At 61.4% G+C, this 24,069-nt stretch carries 28 protein-coding genes and 1 tRNA gene; 22 read left to right on the top strand and 7 right to left on the bottom strand.

The annotated features are described in order from the left end of the window. Nucleotide 1 precedes the first annotated feature (1 nt). From ACWHTU_RS09325 to ACWHTU_RS09230, 20 genes are all read left to right on the top strand, one after another. Nucleotides 2–592 carry an OmpA family protein gene (locus ACWHTU_RS09325; RefSeq protein WP_447863250.1) on the top strand — a complete coding sequence of 197 codons (591 nt, stop codon included), beginning with the start codon at nucleotides 2–4 and terminating at the stop codon, nucleotides 590–592. 256 nt (nucleotides 593–848) lie between these two features. After that, nucleotides 849–1,067, top strand: a complete 219-nt coding sequence (locus ACWHTU_RS09320; protein ID WP_447863249.1) for a hypothetical protein — start codon at nucleotides 849–851, stop codon at nucleotides 1,065–1,067. 45 nt (nucleotides 1,068–1,112) lie between these two features. Beyond that, complete coding sequence (locus ACWHTU_RS09315; protein ID WP_447863248.1) at nucleotides 1,113–1,496, top strand: CBS domain-containing protein; 384 nt, start codon at nucleotides 1,113–1,115, stop codon at nucleotides 1,494–1,496. Nucleotides 1,497–1,524: 28 nt separating this feature from the next. Next, a complete protein-coding gene (locus tag ACWHTU_RS09310; RefSeq protein ID WP_447863247.1) occupies nucleotides 1,525–2,043 on the top strand; it encodes a phosphate-starvation-inducible PsiE family protein in 519 nt (172 codons plus the stop codon). Between the two features lie 21 nt (nucleotides 2,044–2,064). After that, complete coding sequence (locus ACWHTU_RS09305; RefSeq protein WP_447863246.1) at nucleotides 2,065–2,298, top strand: hypothetical protein; 234 nt, start codon at nucleotides 2,065–2,067, stop codon at nucleotides 2,296–2,298. A 44-nt stretch (nucleotides 2,299–2,342) separates the two neighbouring features. After that, nucleotides 2,343–2,714 (top strand): hypothetical protein, encoded by a 372-nt coding sequence (locus ACWHTU_RS09300; protein ID WP_447863245.1) that lies wholly within the window; start codon nucleotides 2,343–2,345, stop codon nucleotides 2,712–2,714. Between the two features lie 617 nt (nucleotides 2,715–3,331). Further along, on the top strand, nucleotides 3,332–4,207 hold the full coding sequence (gspC, locus tag ACWHTU_RS09295; RefSeq protein ID WP_447863244.1) for a type II secretion system protein GspC: 876 nt from the start codon (nucleotides 3,332–3,334) through the stop codon (nucleotides 4,205–4,207). Continuing rightward, complete coding sequence (locus ACWHTU_RS09290) at nucleotides 4,194–5,747, top strand: secretin N-terminal domain-containing protein (protein WP_447863243.1); 1,554 nt, start codon at nucleotides 4,194–4,196, stop codon at nucleotides 5,745–5,747. The genes gspC and ACWHTU_RS09290 overlap by 14 nt, the downstream gene beginning before the upstream one ends. A 191-nt stretch (nucleotides 5,748–5,938) precedes the next feature. Further along, nucleotides 5,939–6,382, top strand: a complete 444-nt coding sequence (locus tag ACWHTU_RS09285) for a hypothetical protein (protein ID WP_447863242.1) — start codon at nucleotides 5,939–5,941, stop codon at nucleotides 6,380–6,382. A gap of 274 nt (nucleotides 6,383–6,656) precedes the next feature. Further along, nucleotides 6,657–8,372 carry a type II secretion system ATPase GspE gene (gene gspE, locus ACWHTU_RS09280; protein WP_447863241.1) on the top strand — a complete coding sequence of 572 codons (1,716 nt, stop codon included), beginning with the start codon at nucleotides 6,657–6,659 and terminating at the stop codon, nucleotides 8,370–8,372. A 9-nt stretch (nucleotides 8,373–8,381) separates the two neighbouring features. Then, nucleotides 8,382–9,617, top strand: a complete 1,236-nt coding sequence (gene gspF, locus ACWHTU_RS09275) for a type II secretion system inner membrane protein GspF (protein ID WP_447863240.1) — start codon at nucleotides 8,382–8,384, stop codon at nucleotides 9,615–9,617. A gap of 46 nt (nucleotides 9,618–9,663) precedes the next feature. After that, nucleotides 9,664–10,155 (top strand): type II secretion system major pseudopilin GspG, encoded by a 492-nt coding sequence (gene gspG / locus ACWHTU_RS09270; protein WP_447863239.1) that lies wholly within the window; start codon nucleotides 9,664–9,666, stop codon nucleotides 10,153–10,155. Between the two features lie 2 nt (nucleotides 10,156–10,157). Continuing rightward, entirely contained in the window at nucleotides 10,158–10,853 is a 696-nt protein-coding gene (locus ACWHTU_RS09265; protein WP_447863238.1) for a pilus assembly FimT family protein, read from the top strand. Beyond that, the gene (locus tag ACWHTU_RS09260; RefSeq protein WP_447863237.1) at nucleotides 10,850–11,281 is read left to right on the top strand and encodes a type II secretion system protein GspI; all 432 of its coding nucleotides are present in this window, start codon (nucleotides 10,850–10,852) and stop codon (nucleotides 11,279–11,281) included. The genes ACWHTU_RS09265 and ACWHTU_RS09260 overlap by 4 nt, the downstream gene beginning before the upstream one ends. Continuing rightward, on the top strand, nucleotides 11,256–11,879 hold the full coding sequence (locus ACWHTU_RS09255; RefSeq protein WP_447863236.1) for a type II secretion system protein GspJ: 624 nt from the start codon (nucleotides 11,256–11,258) through the stop codon (nucleotides 11,877–11,879). The genes ACWHTU_RS09260 and ACWHTU_RS09255 overlap by 26 nt, the downstream gene beginning before the upstream one ends. Continuing rightward, nucleotides 11,852–12,769: a type II secretion system protein GspN gene (gspN, locus tag ACWHTU_RS09250; RefSeq protein WP_447863235.1), complete on the top strand. Its 918-nt coding sequence runs from the start codon at nucleotides 11,852–11,854 to the stop codon at nucleotides 12,767–12,769. The genes ACWHTU_RS09255 and gspN overlap by 28 nt, the downstream gene beginning before the upstream one ends. A gap of 60 nt (nucleotides 12,770–12,829) precedes the next feature. Then, nucleotides 12,830–14,404 (top strand): pilus assembly protein PilM, encoded by a 1,575-nt coding sequence (gene pilM, locus ACWHTU_RS09245; protein WP_447863234.1) that lies wholly within the window; start codon nucleotides 12,830–12,832, stop codon nucleotides 14,402–14,404. After that, a complete protein-coding gene (gene gspM, locus ACWHTU_RS09240) occupies nucleotides 14,401–14,952 on the top strand; it encodes a type II secretion system protein GspM (RefSeq protein ID WP_447863233.1) in 552 nt (183 codons plus the stop codon). Before pilM ends, gspM begins: the two co-directional genes overlap by 4 nt. Beyond that, complete coding sequence (gspK, locus tag ACWHTU_RS09235; protein WP_447863232.1) at nucleotides 14,936–15,886, top strand: type II secretion system minor pseudopilin GspK; 951 nt, start codon at nucleotides 14,936–14,938, stop codon at nucleotides 15,884–15,886. Before gspM ends, gspK begins: the two co-directional genes overlap by 17 nt. Nucleotides 15,887–16,115: 229 nt before the next feature. Then, nucleotides 16,116–17,612 carry a porin gene (locus ACWHTU_RS09230; protein ID WP_447863231.1) on the top strand — a complete coding sequence of 499 codons (1,497 nt, stop codon included), beginning with the start codon at nucleotides 16,116–16,118 and terminating at the stop codon, nucleotides 17,610–17,612. 52 nt (nucleotides 17,613–17,664) lie between these two features. Here the strand turns inward: ACWHTU_RS09230 and ACWHTU_RS09225 are convergent, their stop codons facing one another. The 3 genes from ACWHTU_RS09225 to ACWHTU_RS09215 all read right to left on the bottom strand — a co-directional run bounded on the left by ACWHTU_RS09225 (nucleotide 17,665) and on the right by ACWHTU_RS09215 (nucleotide 20,095). Next, nucleotides 17,665–18,363: a hypothetical protein gene (locus ACWHTU_RS09225; RefSeq protein ID WP_447863230.1), complete on the bottom strand. Its 699-nt coding sequence runs from the start codon at nucleotides 18,361–18,363 to the stop codon at nucleotides 17,665–17,667. 107 nt (nucleotides 18,364–18,470) lie between these two features. Further along, nucleotides 18,471–19,526: a PstS family phosphate ABC transporter substrate-binding protein gene (locus tag ACWHTU_RS09220; protein WP_447863229.1), complete on the bottom strand. Its 1,056-nt coding sequence runs from the start codon at nucleotides 19,524–19,526 to the stop codon at nucleotides 18,471–18,473. Between the two features lie 332 nt (nucleotides 19,527–19,858). Continuing rightward, nucleotides 19,859–20,095: a hypothetical protein gene (locus tag ACWHTU_RS09215; protein ID WP_447863228.1), complete on the bottom strand. Its 237-nt coding sequence runs from the start codon at nucleotides 20,093–20,095 to the stop codon at nucleotides 19,859–19,861. A gap of 273 nt (nucleotides 20,096–20,368) precedes the next feature. Between ACWHTU_RS09215 and ACWHTU_RS09210 the strand changes: the two genes are divergently transcribed. After that, nucleotides 20,369–20,626 (top strand): hypothetical protein, encoded by a 258-nt coding sequence (locus ACWHTU_RS09210; protein WP_447863227.1) that lies wholly within the window; start codon nucleotides 20,369–20,371, stop codon nucleotides 20,624–20,626. 233 nt (nucleotides 20,627–20,859) lie between these two features. Further along, a tRNA-Thr gene (locus ACWHTU_RS09205) sits at nucleotides 20,860–20,935 on the top strand. A 56-nt stretch (nucleotides 20,936–20,991) separates the two neighbouring features. Here the strand turns inward: ACWHTU_RS09205 and ACWHTU_RS09200 are convergent. The 4 genes from ACWHTU_RS09200 to ACWHTU_RS09185 all read right to left on the bottom strand — a co-directional run bounded on the left by ACWHTU_RS09200 (nucleotide 20,992) and on the right by ACWHTU_RS09185 (nucleotide 24,030). After that, nucleotides 20,992–21,891, bottom strand: coding sequence for an ATP-binding protein (locus ACWHTU_RS09200; protein WP_447863226.1), 900 nt, complete (start codon nucleotides 21,889–21,891; stop codon nucleotides 20,992–20,994). Beyond that, a complete protein-coding gene (locus ACWHTU_RS09195; RefSeq protein WP_447863225.1) occupies nucleotides 21,888–22,286 on the bottom strand; it encodes an Hpt domain-containing protein in 399 nt (132 codons plus the stop codon). Before ACWHTU_RS09195 ends, ACWHTU_RS09200 begins: the two co-directional genes overlap by 4 nt. A gap of 142 nt (nucleotides 22,287–22,428) precedes the next feature. After that, nucleotides 22,429–23,676: a PP2C family protein-serine/threonine phosphatase gene (locus ACWHTU_RS09190; RefSeq protein ID WP_447863224.1), complete on the bottom strand. Its 1,248-nt coding sequence runs from the start codon at nucleotides 23,674–23,676 to the stop codon at nucleotides 22,429–22,431. 3 nt (nucleotides 23,677–23,679) lie between these two features. Beyond that, nucleotides 23,680–24,030, bottom strand: coding sequence for an STAS domain-containing protein (locus tag ACWHTU_RS09185; protein WP_447863223.1), 351 nt, complete (start codon nucleotides 24,028–24,030; stop codon nucleotides 23,680–23,682). Nucleotides 24,031–24,069: the final 39 nt, after the last annotated feature.

Raw genomic sequence — 24,069 nt, 5'->3', positions numbered from 1 at the left:
CATGTTGAGAACCCGGCCGACCGAGTATGCGTTCATGTGGCTGCTCTGTCTCGGGGTGCTATCCTGGGGGAGCGGATGCGCAAGCCGTGCGTCGTCCGTCAAGATCGATCAATCCCAACAGCCGACAATGCGGACACCTGCGACCGAGGAGCAGGTCGCGGCGGCGCCGCTGAAAGAGATCCCGCCCCCTGAATCTCCGCTTGCCTCTGCCCGAGTCGCGCCACCGCCGCCCGACCTGTCGGACGAGCGGCCGACCACGCGGTATTTGCTCGATATCCCGTTCGACTTCGATCAAGCCAGCCTGCGACTCGACGCCATCGCGATGGTCGAGGCCAATGCCCGGCGTCTGCAGGAAGACGGCGTCAAGAAGGTGTTGCTGGAGGGTCGGGCCGATGAAATTGGAACATCCGAATACAATCTGGTGCTGGGCGAACGCCGCGCGCGGGGGGTGAAACATTATCTCGAAAGCCTTGGGCTGGTTCCGCTCGTTATTGATACGACGAGCTACGGCAAGGACCGGCCCCTCTGCACCCAACACAGCGCCGAATGCTGGCAGAAGAACCGCAGCGTCCGTTTCATCGTCCGCGAATAAGACTCCCCTGTCCCGCCCCCAGGCCGTCGGACGTCTTCCTAATTCTGCTTATCCACCCTAACGGTTCGCCGCTCTTGTGCCGCCACAGCCTCGTTGCCCGCCCATCCGTTCTCCCTCCCCACCAGGCAGATTGTTTACCCGGATTTAACAGTCCGGTGACAAAGTTGGAACGAAGCGTCGGTATCGTCTGACCTGGAGAAGGGACAGAAGTGCGAGGCTAGAGCCAAGAGGTCGGAGGCTTTCAAGGAGGTGAAAGATGATGAAAGGCTTGGAGGACTTGTTGCTCCTTCTCGGTGTCGCAGGGTGTCTTCTGGCTCTACTGATCCACGCGATCCTGACCTTGCGCGGGATGCGCGAAAAATGGATCTATCCGCTGTTGCGGGTCAAGGCGCCGGACGGCAGCGTGAGTCCGGTGGTGCGGGTCAGGCCGGACCGTCACAGGGCAGCGGCGACTATGCTGACGTGCGCCGTCTGAAGGATGAACCAGCTTTCAACATCACTCAAAGAAGGAGGCAAGAAGATGGTTACCGTCAGCCAACTGATGACGCGGGATCTGGTCACCGTCGAGGCTGGCACGTCGGTGGTCGAAGTCGCGAAGTTGATGAAGGAGAGAAACATCGGCAGCGTGTTCGTCGAGCGGGACGGCGAGATCGTCGGGATTGTCACTGAACCGGACATCGTCCGGAAGGTCGTCGGGGCCGACCGCGGACCGTACTTCATCCCCGTGGAAGAGATCATGAGCGCACCGGTGATCGGCATCGACGAACGCCGTCCAGTGACCGAAGCCGCGGATCTGATGGAACAACATCGGACCCGCCATCTGGCGGTACGGCGAGGCGAGCAGATCGTGGGCGTTCTATCGGTCAGAGATCTGCTGCATCCGGTCTCGATCGACGAATTTTAGCGCCGACCGTGCGACGACGGGAGAAGTCATGACGATGCTGGACACGGTGTATTCGGGCTTTCACTGGGGTCCCGCTGCCCGGTTTGTTCGCGCTGCCGGGCGCATGGCCGAGACTGACCTGACCGTTCTCTGGAGAAGAGGCATCAGGTTGGTGCTCAGCCTGTTGATCCTGACCATCCTGGCCGGACTCGCCGGCGGCGTGGTCAAGACCTTTCTGGACCTCCGTTTGCTCTTCCACGCCGCCGTGGAAGTTGCGCTGCGCCAGGTCATTATCGATACCTTAGTCTTGCTGGCGCTGGTGGAGGTATTCAAAACCACCCTCGCCTATTTCTCCGAAGGGCGAGTCAAAGTGACGTTTATCGTGGACACGGTCCTGGTCATGATGTTGACCGAAGTGATCTCGCAATGGTTTAAGGACGGCCCCTGGACCCGCCTTGCGGTCCTGGGCGCCATCTTACTGGCATTGGGGGCGATGCGGGTCGTGGCAGTCCGATACTCGCCGACGCCGAACGATGTGGCACCACGACCGATTGACCCGCTGTTTTGAGCCGAACACCGGAGGGATGACATGGATCTTCAGACCGCAACAACCGAAGCATTGGTGATGACAGTCCTGGAACGCGAGCAGACGCTCCGGCTGGATCAGCTCGCCGACCGGCTTCCGGAACTCAGTTGGAGCCAGGTATTTGGCGCCGTGGACAGCCTGAGCCGCCGCGGGGCCATTCGGTTGAGGCGACGGGGGTTCGAGTACGAACTCAGTCCCGCACCGCACCAAGCCCACGCGGCGGCCGGCGGCGCATGAGCGCCCGATCCTGCTGCCGGCCAACAGCGACGGACAGTCATTCCATGTGCGGTGTGCGAAATGGCGGCGGCCAAGCCGGAGCGACTGAGAGACCGCGGCAAGGCCCGGGCATCATCGTCCTCTCCTCGTCGCTGAGCCTGCTCCACAAGAACCATCGCGCCGAGGAGTTGGCGGCCGTGTTGGCCGCGAAGGAGGCGGCCCCTTCTTCCGACATCCTACCCGCGTCTCTTCGGCGCGTCTGCGACACGCTGCTGAAGTCCCTTTCACGAGGCCATGCCGCACCGGCCTGGATCCAGGTGAGCAAGACATGCGGCGCCGCCGAGCCGGTCCGTTCGGTGCTGATCCGGGGATTCGGCCTTCGCGGAACACCGCAGACGCAGAGCACCCGCATCGTCATCGTCCTGGAAGAACGCTGATCCCAGGGCGCTGGCCAACCTCCCGCGGGTCTCCCCTACCTACGCGACCACTGCCAGGCTCGGTATGGGCTTCCTGCTCTCTGCTTGCACAACCTTTTTCGGTTCCGCCCCCTGCGTACGACCGGATTGCAGAACAAGCAGAACAATTCGGGGTTCCAACGACCGTGTGACTCGTCTAGGACGGGAATCTCATCCGCTGTTGCCAGCGCCACCATGGCGGCCATCAGACCGGCGCAGAGCGCAAGGGTCAGGAAGACCACCCCACCCCGCCCTCTCATGCGCCATCGCTTTCCTCAACGCGCCCGTTATGGAGAACGCTACCTGGAGAACGCTACCTCTGATTTCAGATCTTGCTCCGGTTTGCGCCTGCACTCCTCCTCTTCTCCTTTTTCTCGCCGACGCGATGAGTTTCATTTTTTTGCCGATCGCGTATTGAGAAGCCAGCAATATTGATGTAGCGAGGAGATGTTACGGGCGGGTTATCGACGTGTTCGTGACTTGTAAACTTAACGAATCTCGCGCCGTCACCCCATTGCAGTCGCCGAGGCAGTCGGGATACCATACCGTGCCTCGATCGACCGACTCTTCTCATCGCGCACTCACGAAAGCGATCCACTATGTTGCGGCGGATGGCGCTCGCGCTGTTTCTGACACTGTCCGCGTTCCTCATCGCCCATTCAATCAACGCATTCATCGCGCATTCGCTCTTGATGCCGTTTGTGCCGCAGCCGTTGACTTCGGTCGCCGAGCCCACTGCGCCGATTGTTCCGCCAGCTCAACTAGCGGCTGAAATCCGCGCCGGCAGCCTGTTCCCGCTTCCTGCGGAGGAGTCCTCCGAAAGGACACTGCCCGGCCAACTGGCGAACGTCACGCGCCCGCCACTCGAGGTCGTTAAAAAAGTGAAACTGCTGGGTACGGTCATGGGCGACCAAGGCGGCATCTCTGCCGTCCTCGAAGAGCTGGCAACCAAGCGGCAGATCCTGGTTCGGCTGCATGAGCGGATTCCCGAGGTGGGAGAGTTGGCGGAAATCAGGAAGGACGCCGTCGTAATCCGAGAGGGCGGGCAAGAGGAAGTGCTCCCGCTCGCACTCTTGGACCAGGGGCAGGCGGGAACGGCCGCGGCGGCCTCCGCTTCTCCAACCACGTTCGCGGCTCACCATCACGCATCTGTTCCGACACACCGGGTGCTGGACCGACGCGAAGTCGAGCAGGCGATGGCGGATGTGTCAAAGCTGCTCATGCAGGCCCATGCGGTGCCGCATTTCACCAACGGCACGCTGGACGGGTTCCGCATCGACTTTATTGCTCCGGCGAGCTTCTATGAAAAGATCGGGTTGAGTTACGGCGACGTCCTGCAACGGGTCAACGGCGTGGAGGTCCGCGACCCCGGCACCATGCTGCGCGTCTTTCAACAGGTGAAGAACGAGCGGACGGTCAAAGTCGATGTCTTGCGCAACAATCAACCGACGACCCTGACCTATGAGATTCGCTAGAACGCTGGCCATTGCCGCTTTCGCCGCGTTGCCGATGATGACGACGCTCGTCGCGGCGGCGCAAAACGGAGCGCCTCAACCCGGCCGTGTCACACTCGATTTCAACGAGGTTGAGCTACCGGTCTTCGTGCGCTTCATCAGCGAACTGACCGGGAAAAACTTTGTCTTGGACGAGACTGCCAAGAAAACCGCCGGGAAGATCACGTTGTTTTCTCCCACCAAAGTCAGCGTGGACCAGGCGTACAACATGTTCCTGGCCGCCTTGGAGGTCAGCCGGCTGATGGCAATTCCGAAGGGGAACGTCGTGCAGATTGTGCAGACCGCGGAGGTGCCGCCCGAACGGAACGTCTATGTGTACAAGCTCAAGTACGCCAACGCCAGCGACACGGCCGCGCTGCTGACGAACCTGGTCGCGAAATCCTCCGCTGTGCCGACGGCGACCCCGACCGGCCGCCCGCCGCTCCGGCCGTTGACGGAATTTGAAGCACCGGTTCAGGTCTTCGCCGATAAGGCCACGAACAGTGTAGTAATCAGCGCCACTCGTACGGCCTATAACCGGTTGCAGTCGGTGCTTCGCGAGATCGACACGCGCCGCCATCAGGTCTTCGTGGAAGCGGTCATTCTCGAAGTGCAGGTGGATCGCCTGCGGCAAATTGGCAGCGATCCGCTCCAGGCGATTGCGGCGGGGAGCCGCGGATCGGTGCAAGCCATCGGGGGATTCAACCGCGCGCCTGAAGAGTTAGCCTCGCTCGCTCAGACGATCAGCGGCATCGGCACCGGAGCGACGACGGGGGGCGCGCTGACCGTGCTCAACACGATCAACGTGCGGGCTTTTCTGCAACTGCTGATGAATCTGACGGACACGAATATCCTGTCCACGCCGCAGGTTATGGCCGCTGACAACCAAAAAGCGAAGATCGTCGTCGGTGAGAATCGGCCTTTCCCCACCGGCCAGGCGCAGGGCATCACCGGCGGCACGCTGGTGACGATCGAGCGCAAAGACGTCGGCGTCACGCTGGAAATCACGCCGCAGGTACTGGAAAACGACCTCGTGCGCTTGGAAATCAAACAGGAGATCACCGCAATCTCGGAAAGCGTGGCGCAGACGATCGGGACCGGCAATGCGACGGTGCCGGTCGGCCCAACCACCACCAAACGCGCCATGGAAACGACCACTATCGCCCGAGACAAACAGACCCTCGTCATCGGTGGACTGGTTCGTGACAATGTCACCCTCAGCGAGCGCAAGATCCCGTTGCTGGGCGACATTCCGCTGCTCGGCTGGCTGTTCCGGTTTCAGAGCCGGCAAGTGGAAAAGCTGAACCTGCTCGTCTTTCTGACCCCGCACATCATCAAAGACGACGTTGACGTCGTCGAATTGAACCAACGCAAGGCCGCCGACGTCGGCACGCTTCAACGGGAGAACCGCATCGAGGAGCCGACTCGCCTGAAGCAGGACGTGATCGAGCATTTAGAGCCACGCAACCAGCAAGCTACAGACCCACCCGCCGCCGGTAAACAGGTCCCGGCCTCGCCCTGATCTTCTCCCTCCCCTTCTCCTCCTCACAGAGGTTGGACGAGCGCGACCTTGCGCCTGCAACGACCACCACTGGCCGGCGGAATTTCACGCGAAGTTAATCTGCGCGAAACTGTCCGGTTGCCTTCCCGATAGTATGTTCCCGTTCGTTGCGATGCCGCCGCATCGGCACCGCGTCTGACCGGAGGACCGGTTTGAAGCTCTTCCACCGTCATGGAACGCAGGCAAGCGTGTTGGCTCTGCTCTTGGGGCTTTCAGCCAGGTTTTCTGAAGCGTCCGCCGAGTGGGACATGGCGGGCTACGGCGGGATCAGCACCGGCGGCGCCTTGCGGAATGTCACCATGAACACCTTCAATGTGATCGTGCGGTATCCGGACCAAATCGTCCAGCCCTACCTCGGCGTCGGCGCCGGCGCCTTTTATTTTTTTTCATCCTCATCCGGTCCGATCCAAGGCCGGCAATGGGTTCCGGGACTGAACGTGCTCGCCGGATTCAAACTGTTCCTCACCGACGAAAGGGGCGTCTTCGCAGAAGGAAAGTACAACTATGCCGCCGTCAGCACATTCGATCCGACATTCGGCGTGAGCGGCGCGTACAGCATCTTTCACGCGGTCGGAGGCGTCGCCTTTCGGTTTTGAGCGCACCTCACGCCAAGCGCGCGGCATTCTTTTTTTCTTAGCGGGAAACCTCAAAGGACATTGTGAGGTCTTCTGCGCGCGCACGACCGATTGTGTTCCGCATCTTGCCATCGGGCAAGAGGAAGAGTATGTTTGTGCAGCGTCGTGCCCGAATATCAGAGGGTTCGGTCCCGTTTCTTTGAGCAGAGTCTGAAGCCAGTGCGGTGTAACTTGGTAACCCGGTGACGATCGTTTCGGTTCTCATTGGTGGCGCGTGAGCGGAAACGGTGAGCCTGTGGGATACGGACGTCCGCTGCTGGGAACCATTCTCAGCGAGAAATTCAATCTCCCTGATGCCAAACTGGAAGAGGCGCTCTCGCAGCAGCGGGAAAAGGGAGGGCGACTTGGCGACGTGTTGGTGCGGCTCCGCGCCATCCGGGACGACGAAGTGCTGCAAGCCCTCGCCTATCAGTTCGAATTGCCGTGGCTGCCGCACCTGGAACCCGATCAGGTCGATCCGGATCTTTTGAAACGTGTTCCCATCGGCTTCGCCCGTCGGTACCGAGTGCTTCCTTTGCGGGCGGAAGACGGCGTCGTCACCGTCGCCACGTGCGACCCGCTGGAGACGGCTGCCCTGGACGATCTTCGCCTGTTGCTCGGCGTGCCAGTCGCACCGGTCTTGACGACAAGCGTGTCGCTCCTCTCCTGCCTGAACCATGTCTACGACCAGGCCGCTAATCCCGCCGCTGAGCAGGTCATGGAGGATCTGGCGGCAGAGGAAAATTTGGATCGACTCGCCCGGGAACTGGACGAACCGCAGGATCTGCTGGATGCCACTGACGAAGCGCCGATCATTCGCCTGGTCAATTCCATCCTCTTCCAGGCCGTCAAGCAGCGGGCCAGTGACATCCACTTCGAATCGTTTGTGAAAGGCTTGGTCGTACGCTATCGGATCGACGGCGTGCTCTATCCGGTGCTGACTCCGCCTAAACATCTGCAAGCCAGCATCATTGCGCGCCTGAAAATTATGGCGAGGCTGAATATCGCCGAGAAACGGCTGCCACAGGACGGCCGGTTCGGGATTCGGACGGCCGGCAAGGACATCGATATTCGGGTGTCCGTGTTGCCGACCTCGCATGGCGAACGCGTCGTGTTGCGGCTGCTTGAGAAGGAAAACCGGCTGCTGAACCTTTCAGAAATCGGTTTCTCACCCGACCAGTTGGCGGTCATGCAGCAGCTCATTCGGTTGTCGCACGGCATTATCCTGGTGACCGGCCCGACCGGTAGCGGCAAAACCACCACCCTCTACGCGGCGCTCAGCCAAATCAACGCACCAGACAAGAACATCATCACCGTCGAGGACCCCGTCGAGTACCAGCTTCAGGGCATCGGCCAGATGCAGGTCAATCCGAAGATCAACTTGACGTTTGCCTCCGGACTGCGGTCGATTTTGCGTCAGGACCCGGATGTCATCATGATCGGAGAGATCCGGGACCTGGAAACTGCCGAGATCGCCATTCATGCATCGCTGACTGGCCACTTGGTGTTTTCCACCTTGCACACAAACGATGCCGCCAGCGCTCCGACCCGCCTGATCGACATGGGGATCGAGCCGTTTCTCGTTGCGTCATCGGTCGTCGCCGTGCTGGCTCAGCGGTTGTTGCGGAAGATCTGTCTCGAGTGTCGACGCCCCTACCGTCCCAGCGACGAAGAGCTCATCCGGCTCGGGCTTCCCCTTACCACACCCCGTCCGACGTTCTATCGCGGCGCCGGCTGCGCGGCCTGCTCGCAGACCGGATACCGCGGGCGCACCGGCATCTACGAACTGCTGTTGATGGACGACGACATCCGTCGCCTGATCGGCACCAAGGTGGACTCGGTGGCGATCAAACAGGCCGCCATCGCCAAAGGGATGGTTCCTCTCAAACAAGAGGGCGCCGCGAAGGTCGCGCAGGGAGTGACCACCACCGAAGAAGTGATGCGCATCACCCAGCAGGAAGTCGAACTGTAACCCACCCCCATGCCGGTCTATCAGTACAAAGGTGTTCGCGCCGACGGTGCGACAGCCAGCGGGATCATCGACGCCGAGAGTGCCAAGGTCGCACGGCTGAAGCTCCGCAAAGACGGGATCTACCCGACCGATGTCATCGAGCAAGGGCAGCGTCGCGACGGCGGGGCCGGAGCAGCGGTGCGCGCGCACTCGGCGCCGGGGCGTTCCGCTGCGTTGTCCGTTCAGGAACTGGCCGTCGTCACTAGACAGTTGGGTACACTGCTGGTGGCCGGCTTGCCGCTAGTGGAGGCGCTCGGCATTCTCATCGACCAATCGGACAAGAAGGCCGTCAAGGGGCTGCTGGCCGACGTACGAGAGGAGATCCGCGGAGGCAAAGCGCTCAGCGCCGTGCTGGAACGCTATCCGCAAGACTTTCCTTCCGTCTATATCCATATGGTCCGCGCCGGAGAAGCCAGCGGCGCGCTGGACCAGATTCTGTTTCGATTGGCCGATTTTCTGGAGAAGCAGCTCGCGTTGAAACACAAGGTCACGAACGCCGCCCTGTATCCGGCTCTCATGCTGATGGTCGGCATCGTCGTGCTGTTCTTTCTGATGACGTTCGTGGTGCCGACAATCACCGCCGTGTTCGCCGATCTCAAGCAAGCGCTCCCGTGGCCGACGGTGGTCTTAATGGGGATCAGCCGGTTTCTTGCCGACTCGTGGCTGCTCCTTCTGGCCGGACTCGGCTTGGCGCTGGGAGGCGCTCAGCGCCTTCTGAAGACTCCAGCCGGACGTCTCGCCGCCGATCGGTTGCTGTTGAAACTACCCCTGATCGGCGACGTGGCGCGCATGGTCTCGATCTCACGGTTGGCCGGCACGTTGGCGACCATGCTGGCAAGCGGGGTGCAACTGCTGGACGCCTTGGACGTCGCCAAACGGGTGATGAACAACCGCGTGCTCGAACGGGCGGTCGAGCACGCCCGACAGCACATCCGAGAAGGGCAGGCCATCGCCGAGCCGTTGAAGCGCAGCGGGGAATTTCCGTCCCTCGTCACGCATATGATCGCGGTCGGCGAAAAGAGCGGCGAGATGGAAGAGATGCTGCGGCGGATCGCCCAGATCTACGACGGGGAAGTGGACCGGGTCATCACGCGGCTTACCTCGCTGCTGGAGCCAGTGATGATTCTGGTCATGGGCGCCGTGGTCTTTTTTATCGTGGTCGCCATTCTGTTGCCGATTTTCGAGATGGGACAGATGGTGCGATAAGACAGCGATGAGTGAACGAATCACCAGAAGAGACGGGTGCTTCAGAATGAAACGGCTGACAAGGTCAACCAGGAACTCTCTGACCCCTCGCCTCGCGCCTGGCGTCTGGCTCTCCGTGACCGGTTTTACCTTTATCGAGATCATGGTAGTCGTGGCCATCCTGGCCATCCTGGCCGCGTTGGTGGTGCCGCGCATCATGGGCCGAACGGATGAGGCCAAACGGACCGCGGCCAAAGTTCAGATCCGCAACATCGAGGGCGCCCTGCAACTGTATAAGCTGGACAACGGCGTGTATCCGTCGACGGAACAGGGGCTCAAGGCATTGGTCGAAAAACCGACCGTCGGGGTGATCCCCAAAAAATGGAAGCCGGGAGGCTACCTGCAGAAAATCCCGGAGGATCCTTGGGGCAATCCCTATAAGTATCTCAGCCCGAGTCCCCATGGCGAATACGAGATTATCTCGCTGGGCACCGACGGCGAAGTCGGCGGCGAAGGCGTGAACGCCGATATTACAAATTGGAATCTGGACAAGGACTAGGCATGAGGCGAGGAGCGTGTGGCGAGAGGCCGGGGATCTACGGACCGGATTTCGAGCCGGATCCTCGTTGTTCATCCGTCCCTCTCGGCGCGGGTCTCGGGCCTTTCACCCCTGGGAACACAGCCGGCTTTACCCTCGTGGAGATGATCCTGGTGTTGTGCCTCATGGGGATCCTGATGACGTTGGTGCTTCCCCGCACCGGCATCGCGAACCCGTTGTCGTCGGCAACCCGAGCCCTGGTAGCCGCGATCCGGTCCTTGCAGACGGCCGCCGCGGCGGCGCAGAAACCGTTCCGCCTCTACCTGGATCTCGACCAGCGCAGGTATTGGGCGGTGGCGCTCGAAGGAGCCGAAGAGCGGACGCCGGTCGATCCCGTCCTCGCCCGGCGCGAGACCTTACCGGAGCCGATCAGATTTCTCGCCGTGACCACGCCGAGCAGGGGCCGAATCGAGTCGGGCCGGGTGTCCATTCAGGTGCTGCCGACGGGCAAGACAGACCCTGCGGCCATCGTGCTCGCTGACGACGACCAGAACGCGCTGACGGTGAAGATTCACGCCGTGACCGGCGCGCTGCAGATCGTCGACCGCGCGGCCGAGGACAAGCCGAAGGAGCCGATTCCGGATCGGCTCCGCGTTCTGGTTCAGCCGCTCGTCGGGCTTGGGACCAGTTCGGTTCCGGTCGTCGGAGGGACGCCATGATGGGAGCTGTTCCCGGCCGGCGGGATGACGAGGGCTTCACGCTCTTGGAAGTCATGATTGCGCTGGCGATTCTAGCCATCGCGCTCCCGGTCCTCTTGGGACTGCGCAACTGGGACGTGGACCTGCATCTGCGGGCGCGAGACCTGACGGCCGCGACGCTGCTGGCGCAGGAAAAGTTGTTGGAGGCCGAGCTCGCCGGATTTCTGCCGTTGGGCGAAGTCAGCGGCGACTTCAAGGGATTACCGCCGGGATTTGAGATCGCCGCCGAAACAGGCAACCGGGCGTCGGGTTACCGTTGGAAGCGCATTGTCTCGCCCACTCCATTGGATCTGGTGCGGGAAGTCCGCGTGCAAGTGATGTGGCCGAGGGGAGACAGCGAAGGAATGGTCGAGGTGAGCACCTATGTTTTCCAGTCCCCACCGTCGTGACGATCAGCGCGGGTTCACCTTGCTGGAAGTGCTCCTGGCGGTCGCGGCCCTGGCGACGGTTGCGGCATTGGTCTTTGCCTCCCTGGCCTCCACCGTTCGTCTGGTGGACTCAGTCAGGGACGCTGCCGGGCGGGAACACGTGATCCGCAGCACGCTCCGGCTGATGGCGGACGAGTTGATGTCGGCCCAGCTTCATCCGTCGTCGCCGTGGATCGGACAGAACGGACAACAGAACGGCCGACCTGCGGATGTGGTGGCGTTTCTGTCATCGAGTCAGATCAGAGCCCGGGAGGAAGCGGCGGAAAGCGAACTGGCCCGGGTGCTCTACACTCGTGAGGGAACGCGCCTGATCAGGCTGGCTCGACGCAATCTCTATGGCCTCACCGATGAATGGCTCGAGCGCACCGATTTGGCGGATCACGTCGTCGGCTTCGATGTCCGGTACTTCGATCCCCTCTCCCGGACCTGGGTGGATGAGTGGGACGGGCGGACCAGACGGTCACAACCGCAGGCGGTGGCGATCGAGCTGACATTCCAATTCGCCGAAGAGGACGTGCGGATTATCAGAGAATGGATCACCGTCGGAGCGCAGTCCTGATACGCGAGCGGCTTGGGTCGCCCCAGATCAAACGCGCGGCGGGGTGGACCGCGGCACTGGGCGGGCTGGTCGCGTTCTTTCTGTTGGTCACCTTCCCCTATGACGCGCTGCAGGCGCGCATCTTGGCGGAGGTGTCCGGCCGAACCGGCGTCGACATCACCGCCGACCAATGGGAGATGAACTGGCCGCTCGGCCTGACCTGGCGCGGGGTCAGCCTGGTCGCAGACGAGAACGTGCGGATGCAGATGGACGAGCTCCGGGTGACATTCAACGCGGCGAGCGTGCTGACCGGCCGCCTGGCCGCCAACCTGGACGCCTCGCTGCACAGCGACGCGTCCGTCGGAGGCGGACGCGCGACCGTCCGGGTGACGGCGGACGCCTGGTCCGGCACCGGTCCACTGTCCATCTCGGGGCGAATCGAACGCCTCCCTTTCTCCGCTTTGGGCTTTCCGGCCGTGCGCCGCGGGCACCTGAGCGTCGATTTCACGCAGCGGTGGGAAGGAACTTCGCCAGGTGGTGCAGCGGTGCTGGAAGGAACGTGGACCATCGACGTGGCGGACGTCTCGATCGAGCAATTCGTCTCGGGTCAACTCCGTTTTCCCGCCATCACGTTGGCTCACGCGAAGATGACCGTGCAATGCCGGACCACCGTCTGCCGGATTCAGGAGCTGACCGGGGATGGAGCCGACGGGTTTGTTCACGGAGACGGTCAAGTCATGCTGAGGCGGCCGTTCCGAAACAGCACGCTGGCGTTGTCCATCTCCGTGAGGCCTTCTCCCGCGTTCGTGCAGCGCGCCACCGCATCGGGCTTGCCATTGGCGGCCGCTGGCGTCCCGATGAGAGTGTCCGTCGGCGGGTCAATTGCGCATCCGCAGTTGACAGTCCTGTAAGAATCTGGTTCCTGTTCACGCATCACGGATGACACCTCGCACAGTACACATGACGGTCTCATGATGGTCGCTGATTGCATCGGACTCGACTTGGGACGGACCGCTATCAAAGCGGTGCGCTTCCGCCGGGCGCTCAGCGGTCGAGAGTCGGTGGAATATTTCCACCAACCGATGCCGTCCATGCTCGAGCAAGCACTGGAGCCGGCGCGCAAGGCCGCGCTTCTCCGAAAATTCCTCTGGCAGAACGGCCTTTATCACGGAGACCTGGTCACCGCCATCCCTTGCCGCGACCTGTTCATCCGCACCCTGTCCTTTCCCTTCCAAGACGCCAGCAAACTGGCCATGGTCGTGCCCTTCGAAGTGGAAAACTTGATCCCCCTTCCCTTGGAAGAGGTGGCGGTTGGGAGCGTGGTGCTGCCGCCAGGAGCGACCAAGCCCGCGCGACACTCCGGCGCAGCCTCCGAGGTCCTGGTCACGGCGGCGCCCAAGAGGGTGGTAGCGGATCACATCAAGTTCTTGGCCGAGGCCGATCTCGATCCTGCCGCCATCAACGTGGACGGCTTGGCCCTGTTCTCCGTGACGGAGTTTCTCAAACGGGAAGGCGCCGACGTGCCTGCAGATCTGGCTATCATTGATCTTGGCGCGTCCAAATCTACGCTCTGCCTGATTCACCAGGGACGGCCCGTGCTCCTGCGCACAATTCCATGGGGCGGAGACCGTGTGACAGAGGCCTTGGCTGCCCGCTACGCCTGCTCATTCGCCGAAGCGGAACGGCAGAAACGGAGTATGGCCGCGGCACAGGTGGAGCCGTGGCTGGACCCGTTACTGAAAGACATTCGGATGACCCTGCACGCATTCGAGTCGACCACACGGACACGGATCACGCATTGCTGGGTCTGCGGCGGTGGTTCCAAGCTTCGGGAGGTGAATGGTTACCTGGCCCGCCAACTCGAACTGGTTCCTGTCGGTCCCCGACAGGGATTCGGCGCCGATTGCCCGCGCGCGTTTTCCGTAGCGTTCGGACTGGCGATTCATCCGAAGATCGTGCGCCCCCGATGGAAGCTTCACGCCTCGCGGTCGGCAGTCGCGCTCGACCTGAAGCAGATTGCCGAGTCGGCCTCGCCGAAACCCACCTCCGCCAGACGCGATCGGTGGCTCGCCGCGGCAGGAATCCTCATCCTCGGCGTGCTGGCGCTCGTCGATCTCTCCGTGCGAGTCTCGCTCACCGACGCCCGCGTAAAGAACCTAAAAGCCGCATTGCAGACGCAGTTTCAACGGGATTTCGGCGGCGGCGCCGCGCCCGGCGAGGAACTAGACCAGGCCCGCGCTCGACTAGAGGGCGTGAAGAAAGCCTTGAACGTGCTCGGCGGATCGCAGACGCGGGCGCTGCCGGTGTTCGCCCAAGTCGTCAAACACGTGCCTCGCGGCCTGCCCTTCGCCGCGCGAGAACTGATCATTGAAGATGGGACCGTCCACCTGGAGGCCGAGACAGACTCCTTCGAAGCGGTCGAGAGAATCAAGCAGGCGTTCGCGGCATCGACGGCCTTCGAGGACGTCGCTGTCAGCGACACGCGGGTCGGCGCATCGGCCAAGCAAGTGGTGTTCAGATTGGCGTTCAAGGTGCAGCCGCTATGACGCAGGCGCTCGCTCAACGCTGGAAGGCGCTTGCGCAGCGCGAACGGGTCGTGGTCGGTGCCGGGGCGGCCGTGATCGGCGCTGCGCTGGTGTTCGTCGCCGCCGTCGATCCCTTGCTCGAACGGCTGGACCGACTGGAACGGCAGGCGGCCCGAAAGCAGCGAGAAATTCGCGAGGTGGCAGCGCTCGGCGCAGAGTACGCCGCACTGCAGGCGCGTCTCTCGCGGCTCGAAGACCGGCTGCCGCCTCCCGGGGCGCAGTTTTCACTCGTCGCCTTTGTGGAAGAGGTCGCTTCCCAGACCCGTGTACGTGAGCGTATCGTCGGTATGCAGCCGCAACCTCCGACGGCGACGCATAGCTATCAGGAAACCTCGGTGGATCTGCGACTGGACGGAGTGTCTTTCTCCGACCTGTTGGCGCTGTTGGTCGAATTGGAGCAAGCCCCGTACGGCGTCCAGGTCCGGCACCTCAAACTCAAACCCAAGTATGATGCGCCGCATCTTCTGGAAGCCAACCTGCGCGTGGTCTCCTATGACCGCCCGCGATGAACGGGGCATCGCCCTGATCCTGGCGCTGCTCATCCTGACCCTTTTGGTCGCCCTCATTCTGGAATTCGACGCCGAAGCCAGGCGGGAGTATCGCGATGCGGCGGCCTTCCGGGACCACGTCAAGGTCAGTGCGTTGACCCGGGCCGGCGTCCAAGCCGCGCGGGCGGTCCTGTTGCGGGACCATAAGATGGAGAAGCTCGCGAACCAGCGGTTCGACGCCCTGACGGATCTCTGGGCGCTCCCGATCGTCGGGTACCAACTGGGAGACGGCGTGCTGTCCGCGCAAATCGAGGACGAAACCGGCAAGCTTAACCTGAACGAGCTGGCGAACGTCCAGGATCCCAAACAACGCGACAGCAAACTCAAGCGGCTGAAACGATTGCTCGAATTGCTTCAGGTACGGCCCGACGTAGCGGAGGCGATTGCGGACTGGGTTGACACCGACGACGTGCCGGAGCCAAACGGTGCAGAGAGCGCGTACTATCAGACACTCCGGCCGCCTTACATGGCCGCCAACGCTCCCTTGCAAACCCTGTCCGAACTGTATCTGATCAAGGGCATGACGAAGGAGATTGTGCAACGGCTCGAGCCCTATGTCACCGTTTACCCGCAGAACGGCGCGGACGGACGCGTGAACCTGAACACTGCCCCCCCGATCGTCATCCAGGCGCTGGATCCACGGATTACGCCGGGAATGGCTGCCGAAATCGTGCAAGGACGTCCCTATCGTTCGACGCAGGACCTCGATCAGATCAGCACCTTTGAGCCCATCGCCAAAGAGCTGCGCGTGTTGCAAGCCTACGCCGTTACAAGCAACCATTTCTCCGCCCGGATCGGTATCACAGTCAACGAGGTCAACAAGACCATGTACGTCGTGTTGCGGCGGGACGAAGCGACCGGAGACAGCTCTGTTCTCTTCTCCCGCATCGAGTAACCCCCTCCCATCTCATCCTCAACCCGTTGCGCCGTGTCCGCACCAGCCTTTGTCAGCGCCTTTCACAGCGGATGGCTGGCCAGGTACGCAACTAAATTAACGTCGTTGTAACACCGCCGTTACGCCCACGATACCTTCCGCTTCTACCTTCCTTCCCATGCGACGCACCAGGCGGGCGGCTCAGCCGCTTGCACTCGCTATCCATCGCGATACAACAGGAGGAAGTGGAATGACCTTACGGACGCGGTCACCGAAATCGTGCGCATCGGTCATGCTCGTGACGATGCTGTGGTTTTCACCCCACATCGGCTGGGCGCAACCTACTGAACCCGGCAAATTCACCCCCAAGGATGTCAGCCCGAGAACGCCATCTTCGGCGATTGGCCCCGTTCCGGTCGCAGATCGGCCCTCGCAAGCCGGCACCTATCTTAAAGAGGCGGAGCCGACGCCGCTCGAAGATGTCTTGTTAGAAAAGGGCATTATCACGATGGACGACTGGATCAGGATCAAGGCGCAGGAGGAGAAGAAGGCTGCAGAGACAAGCTCGGATATCGGCATGATCAGCAGTCCCCGCTGGTATGAACGGATCAGAATCAACGGCTATATCCAGAATCGGTACGCCTTGCTCGATAATCCGATGATGGATATCCCCTTGGGAGACCGGGTCGCCACGACCGATCCGAATACGTTTTACATCCGGCGAATCCGGATGGTCTTTCAGGGGCAGATCTCGGAGCGGCTGGCCTTTTATTTCCAGCCGGCCTACGAAGGGACAGGACAGGCATTATCTAACCTCGAAATTGTGGATGCGTTTGCCGATTTCTTTATCACCAAAGATAAAGAGCACCGTCTCCGATTCGGCCAGCACCGCGCGCTGAATTCCTTCGATACCCTCCGGTCAAGCAGCAATCGGCAGGAGCTGGACCGCCACGAATCCATCCAGAGCGGCGCGCCGGGCGAGCGCGATCTGGGACTGGCCTATTATTGGAGCCCGAAGATTTCCCAGCAACGGTATGCGGAGTTGGCGACTTACCACAACGGTCCCGGCGACTACGGCGACTTCGGCATCATGGTCTATAACGGGCAAGGAAGAAATAAGCCGGAATTGAATTCGGACAAACATGTCGGGATCCGTTTGGCCCATCCGTTTGAGTTGCCCGACGGCCGGCTCTTGGAAGCCGGCATGTTTGCCTATCGCGGGATTTTTACAATCAGCTTGCCTTCTTCCAACCCTGTCTCCCGCTGTCCGCTGGACCTGCGGCAAGACGGCTCAGCGACGAGCTGCCGAACGCTCGATGAGCGGTTGACCTGGTACATCTGGACCCCCCCGCAGCCTTGGGGATTGTTGGCAGAGTACACGCTCGGTCGAGGTCCGAAGCGGGACGACCAGGGCTTCATCCGTGAATCCCATCTCTATGGCGGGTACGTCCAGCCGTATTACACGTGGCGGTATTCGGATGTGGGATTGCTGACCGGCTACTTCCGCTGGGGCGAGTACTACGGCGGCATCAAATCGATCCAAGGCGTGGACGGCCGGTCCAAGACGATTAACGTGGGCCTCGTTTGGGAGCCCGATACGCATTGGCGATTCGTCGCGGAATGGATGTATAAGGAGGGTCTGCACTCGTCCTTGATCAGACCCGGCGTGCACCTGACGAACACGCTCCCACAGGAAGAATTCACTGGGAACCTCTTCCGGATCCAGGCGCAGTGGTTCTGGAACTGAGCGTCTTGGTCGGCCTAGCTGCCCTTCAGGGACACAATCTGATACGGCGAGGCTAAGGCTGTGGGGGGCGCGGGGATTGGTCTGAGCGTTTCTGAGCCAGAGTGAGATCTACCACAAGGACTTTGGCCGGATCCGGATAGTTCCAGCCCCGGTTCCCGCCCGGAAGATGCACTTCCGCTTCCGGCGGCGAGAACGAGAGTTTGAAGTCGCCGGCTCTCAGCGCCAAGAGCGGCGCGTCCAGCGGATCCAACTCATAAGCCGGGTTGATCTGTCTCATCACATCGGAAGGAAGGGCGCGATAGTTTGCTAGGACGAGGTAGAGACGATCGTCGCGGACGAACACTCCACCGGATGTGACAGCCAGCCCGACGTTGGCGCTGGAAACGCGTCGATAGAAGGTCGCGATCTCCTCGGGAGTGGCCAGCGCCAATGCCCGGCTAAGCTGCGGAGCAATCACCCGAATCTCCTCCGCACTGAACGCCGGCCTGACAGGCTTTTCTCCCGTAACCAAGCGAAACACCGGGTCCTGCAGCTTCTGGACCCTGATACCGGCCAGAATTCCCGCCATCTGTTCAGGTGAGATCAAGGCCGGATGGGTATGGCCGCCTCCGGCTTGCGCATCGACCCGCAACTGGATGGAAGTCCATTGATCCTGATAGACGGGACGGGGCGGCGGTAGGCTGCTGCAACCGATGCCCATCACACACAGCATCCCTGCGCTGACAGCCGAGCGTATGCCGATCCAGGGCATGGGAACGCCTCTTTCTTCCTGATGCGTGAAGACCAGGTCCGCTTGGTCGGAATGACGTGCCCACTCTAGCAGAAACGCGTGAAAAAGCGAGCATGACGTGAACCCGATCACTGGGTGGCATGCGGAATCGTGGCGGTGACGGGGCTTCCGACGATCGCGGCCAAATTCTTTTCGACTTGGCTGCTGGTCAAAGGGAAAAACCGGGCGCGAAGCACCACCTCCTGGCCGTCACGGCTGTTGATGAATTTTAAAAACTCCTGCGTAACAAGATCGAACTTCGCGTCGGGCGCCTTGTTCACGTAAAGATAGAGAAATCGGCTGAGTGGATACCGGCCGTTGGCGATCGATTCGGTGGTCGGCTCGACAAACGGCTTTCCGTCGTCCTCGGCTAAGGGGACGATTCGGACCATGGATGAGGGATAGCCCATCCCGGCATAGCCGATCCCAAGGGGATCTTTGGCCAAGGCCAAGATAAGCGAGGCGGTCCCGGGCTGCTCTCGGACTTCGGATTTGAGCTCCGCGTCACGGAGCGCGGCGTGCATGAAAAATTCGCGCGTCGCGGATCGCTCGTCGCGTCCATAGAGCCGAATCGGCTGGCGTTCCCAGCCGCCTTTCAGCCCCAGATCCCCCCACGTGGCAATGTCCGAGGGATAGCCGCGCTTGCGGGCGCCGCTGAAAATAGCGTCCACCTGCGCCAGGGTCAGCCCCTGAATCGGATTCTCCGCGTTCACCAAAATGGCCACCGCATCCATCGCAATTGGAATGGCCAGCGGTTCATAACCGTACTTGGACGTAAACCGGTTGATTTCCTCCGGCGTGAGTGCGCGTGACGTCGCCAAAAGCGCCGGTTTGGACGCACCTTCATGCCCACCGTCTCTCGCCTTGTCGCCTCGCCCTTGAAGCGAGTAGCCGAGCACAAATTCCTTCAGCGCCCCTTTGGAGCCGCCTCCCTCCACTCCAATTTTCACGTCGGGATGGCGACGCATAAATTCGGCCGCCAGCCGGCTCAACAACGGCTGCATGGTATCGGACCCGGCGATCGTCAGCCTGCCCGAGAGCTCGGCCGAAGGAGCGTACGGCTCGATCGTTGAGCCAACGACCAGTCTCTCCTGACCCCAGGTCGGTTCACTCAGCCACGTTGTCGCACCAAGAACCGCTGTCATAAGAGCAAGATGGCTGAAAACCCTGCGCCGGAGAGAACCAGGTGACCAGAACTGTGACATCGCAACCTCCTGAAGTGTCGTTGATGGCGGATCCCGCTCTCCATTGAGTGCGGATCCGAAGGCCTCTTTCTGCCTCATCATTTATCAGGAGCGGGTTTCACGCCGATAACAGCGGTGTTACAAACATGTTAACTCTCAGGCCGGCGCCGATTGGTTCCCAGAACTTTGCCTCGCATCTGCTGGTTGATCGCCCTTGGCGGATGGAAGGGGGGGGGGATTACCCGGGAGGGGTTGATGCTGGAAAGCGCAGCGGAGTGAGCTGACCGCCAGCGTTATTCTTTCTCCACCAACTGCCAGCCCATTTTGCGGAGGCACCGTTCAGTGGCTTCGAGGAGCATTAGGCGGATGCCTTGCTGAAGCTTGGGATCGCGGAGGGCGTCGCCCTCGCATTTGTTGTAGTCCTGGGCGAAGGCGTCCTTCGGTTTGTTGGGGTGGACCCATTCCGCCGAGCTGCAGGCCACCATCGTCCACAGCAGGAGACAGACCAGTGCTGCGGCGGACCTTCGCATTGGGATGTCCTTGTGCAGGCAGTGTATCAAATTCACGCGGGGCGAAAGATAAACCGAATGGACAAGTCGGGTCAAGCGGCAGCAACGGATAAACTGAGGAACAGTCATTGAGGCAGCCGGTCAGCCTCCGCAGTGTTCACGGCCTTGTATGCTCCCCAATGGTATGGCTGTTAGGTCTTAAGCGGTATAAGAAATTCACCGGTCATCCCTTGCGGTTTGACTTTCAACTCTGCTACCGTTCAAGTCTACACGGCCCCGGCAGGGAGGAGTTTCGTGAGCCCCTTAGACAGTTTGATTCTCGACGCCAAGCAAGCCATCCTCGACGAGCAGCACAAACGGTTTCAAGCTCTTCAGCGGGAAGGTCGATGGCAGGAAGCGATGCAGCAATTTCACGTCACGTTGACCTGCGCCTCGGACCTGCTCAATGAGTCGCTCCGCGTGTTGGAGCGTGCGTTGAACCGCTACCGCGAGCAGCAACAAGGACGGTCGTCGCCGCCTTCCCTCCCCCCTTGCGATCAGGCCTCTTCCTGACGGCGTCTGACAGACTGCTCGGGTGTGTCGAACCGATCAACCGCGCAGGCTCCCGCTCGCGAAAGAAGTCGATATTTCCGGCAACCGGACGGATCATCCCCCGGTTCAGAGCTCTGCCTCCGGCGCACAAGGTTTGCGCAGTTGAACGGTCGGCCGAAATCCCCTACACTTTTTCGTACGCCGCGCCGGATCCCGTCCCCACGGTCGGCGAGAGAGATGATTTCTTTTGGTGAGCTGGCGTAGCTCAATCGGCAGAGCAGCGGTTTTGTAAACCGCCGGTTGGAGGTTCGATTCCTCTCGCCAGCTCCACCCGTTCGCTTTCTTCTTCGGAGACGCGGCTGGCACCTCTTCCGCTGGCCACCCTTTCATAACAATGGGACGGCGAGTGTAACTTCGTTGCCTCGCTCGTTGTACGTGAGATTGGGAAACAGCTCTTGCACCAGGAAGAGCCCCCGGCCGTTTGCATCTTCGGTTGAACAGGGTTCCTGGGAACGACCGAGCAGGCTTTTCCATCGAAATCCTCGCCCTTCGTCGATGACGGAATAGCGCAGGAGTTTCTCGCGCTTGTCATACACCCAACGAACGATCACCCGTCGCCCAGCAAACCGAGGATCGCAGCGCCTTCTGGCGACCAACTCATCGTAGGTTCCCCGAGCCAGTGCCGCTTGCTTTTCTCGATAATAGATCTCCAGACTCCCGTGCTCGATGGCATTGAGCAGGAGTTCCTGCAGCGCCGTGCGAAGGTGCATCTGCTGGTCGGAAGGAAGAGGCACGGTGGTGTGTTGAATCACCCAGGCCACCGTGGACTCCACCAGCATCGGATCGGGAAGGCAGACGACCGTGCAATCCATTCGTTCGACTGCCGGGGGGTTGTCCTGTCCTGCCAAGCCGACCCGTTGGGCCCTCCGGATCGCTCGTTGCAACTCCTCGCTCGCCGCCGGTGTAAGCACGTACTCTAGCGCTCCGGCTTTCATCGCGTCGAGCGCCGCGCGGTCTCCGGGCTCGCTCCCGAGCGCAATGACCGGGCTGAAAGGATGTCGCTCACGCAGTTCCTCGATCAACGACAGGGCTTCACAGCCCGGGGGAACAATTTCGACGAAGAACATGGCTGGTGTCAGCGCATCAGCGGTGGCCCGCACCACCGCCGGATCGGAAGCGGTCACGACCGAAATCCCCATCGCCTCCGCCGTCTCTTGCAGCCGTGCACGGGTCTCCAGGCAGGCAACCATGGTAATCATCGCCGGATCGCAACCACCGTGACTCACGCTATTCTCTCCTTGTCGTCACTTGCCGCGAACGAGCGCAACGCCTGAATGAGCCGCGTCACCTCCGTTTCGACCTTGGTCCAGAGTGATCGGTCGGCCGCCCCCTCTCCCCGGGCGACTTCTTCGAGCCGGCGACAGGCCATATGGGCTTTATGCGCGGCGAACTGCAGGACAGCACCTTTGAGCCGGTGCGCCGCTTTGGCCAGTGCCTCCCTATCTTGCTCGGCCCAGGCCCGGCGCAACGTGTCCAAATCGTTCGTTCCTTGTTTGACGAACAAAGCGGCCAGCTCTCTCAATAAGTCCCGATCCCCATCAACCCCGGCCAGCGCCTCCGTTTCATCCCAGACAGGGACGTCCGCCTCTTCAGCCTGAAACGGACTCATTCTTTCGGTCATAAGCATTCCTCCGTGGAAATGAGCTTATTCCCGATGATGCCGAGAGAAGGGTGAAGTTGCCGGTCGCCCAGCGGCCAAACGAAACCCCGCGCAGCAGGTTCAATCCGTTCGCCAGCCGATTTTCCTGCGACCGGGCCGATGCTCAGGTTGTTCCCGAGCCATCGCCTCGGTGAGAACCACGCTCACCGCTCACCTCGCAGACGAACATCGCGACGTCGTCGGGAAAAGCGGCTCCGCCCATCCAGGTCTCGGCGGCATGCACCAGCCGAGCGGTGAAGGATTCGAGAGAGTCTTGGCGATGCTCCTGGATAATTGCCGCCAAACGATCCCGTCCCCACGGGATTCCCGATGGACTCGGCGCTTCGTAAAGACCGTCGCTCATGAGCACCAACCGATCGCCCACAGCCAGTGCAGTTTCCGCGGTTGCATACCCACCTCCGTGCAGAAACCCCAACGGCAAAGAGGGCGTGGTCAGCCACTCGATTGAACCGTTCCCGCGCAGCAGCAACGCTCCGCCGTGGCCAGCCGCCGCGTAGCTAACGGAGCCGCAGTCGGCCCGCCAGCAGCCGAGCCAACATGTAAAATAAAATCCTTCCTCGCTCAACGGAAAACAGCGGCCAGCTTCCGTCAGGATCGTATCCGGTGATGGGGAGTTAGCGAGGGACAACCGCACCTGCTGCCGCAAAAAAGTCGAAAACGCCGCCGCGCGCAGGGCGGCCGAGACGCCGTGTCCCGATGCATCCAGCATCGCCAGCCAAATGACTTCACCGGATGTGGGCTCAGCTATAAACAGATCGCCGCCCAAGGCGAGAGATGGTCGATAGATCCAGGTGCAGGTCAGTCTTGCACCGAGCTGACCGGATCGCGGCAACAATGTCCGGACGTACAGCCCTGCGGCGGCCACCTCGGATTGGAGCAGTCGATGAGCCGCTTCCACATCCTGGATGAGCCGACTGGTCCGCAAGCCGGCCTGAATCCGGGCCAACAGCTCGTGGTGGGTGGCTGACTTCGGCAAAAAGTCGTCAGCCCCGCGGGCCAATCCCTCAGCCAGTTGTTCCGGCTGGTCAAGGGCTGTGAGCAGAATCAAATAACAGGCGTTCAGCGAGCCATTGCGACGAACCGCTTCGCAGACGGAGGGACCGTCGAGTTCGGGCATCATCCAATCCAGGATAGCGAGATCGGGCCGGACTCCTTCAATAAGCGCCAACCCCGCCCGACCGTCGCCGGCTTCGTGAACCCGGTGTCCCAGCCGCCTAAGCCGGGCGGCCGTCGCCACGCGACTCACCGCGTCATCATCCGCTACGACAATCGTCGCCGTCGCTGGTGCGCACCCCGGCCACATCATCGCCGGTGCGACGACATCGCCGTCGAATCCGGAAGCGTTCCTCATCGCTCACGCCCGGACAGGCGCAGACGCCTCCCGCTGGGCCTCCTCCTCCGAATCATAGATCGGAATCATCGTCGCCAGATTGGCCAGGGTCAGGATCTCGCGAACATACTGCTGAGGTTTGAGAAGGCTCACGCGTCGTTGCAGGGCCCTGAATGACGTGGCCGCCAGGGCTAACAGGCCCAGCCCCGAGCTGTCGATAAATCGGACCTTCTCGAGGTTCACGATCAAGTGCTGGCATCCGCTCTGCCTCGCTTGGTCGACCGCAGCCTTGAACGGCTGCCGGTTCGCATAGGTCAGGTCTCCGTTCAGATCGCAAATGACGGCACCTGACACGTGACGGGTTGAAATGTGCATCGGAACGCTCCTTGGTTGAACGAATCCTGCGGCCGCCAC

The sequence above is a fragment of the Nitrospira calida genome (assembly GCF_976986435.1).
The sequence above is the reverse complement of the archived record's forward strand: the minus strand, read 5'-3'. Positions and strand labels throughout refer to the sequence as shown.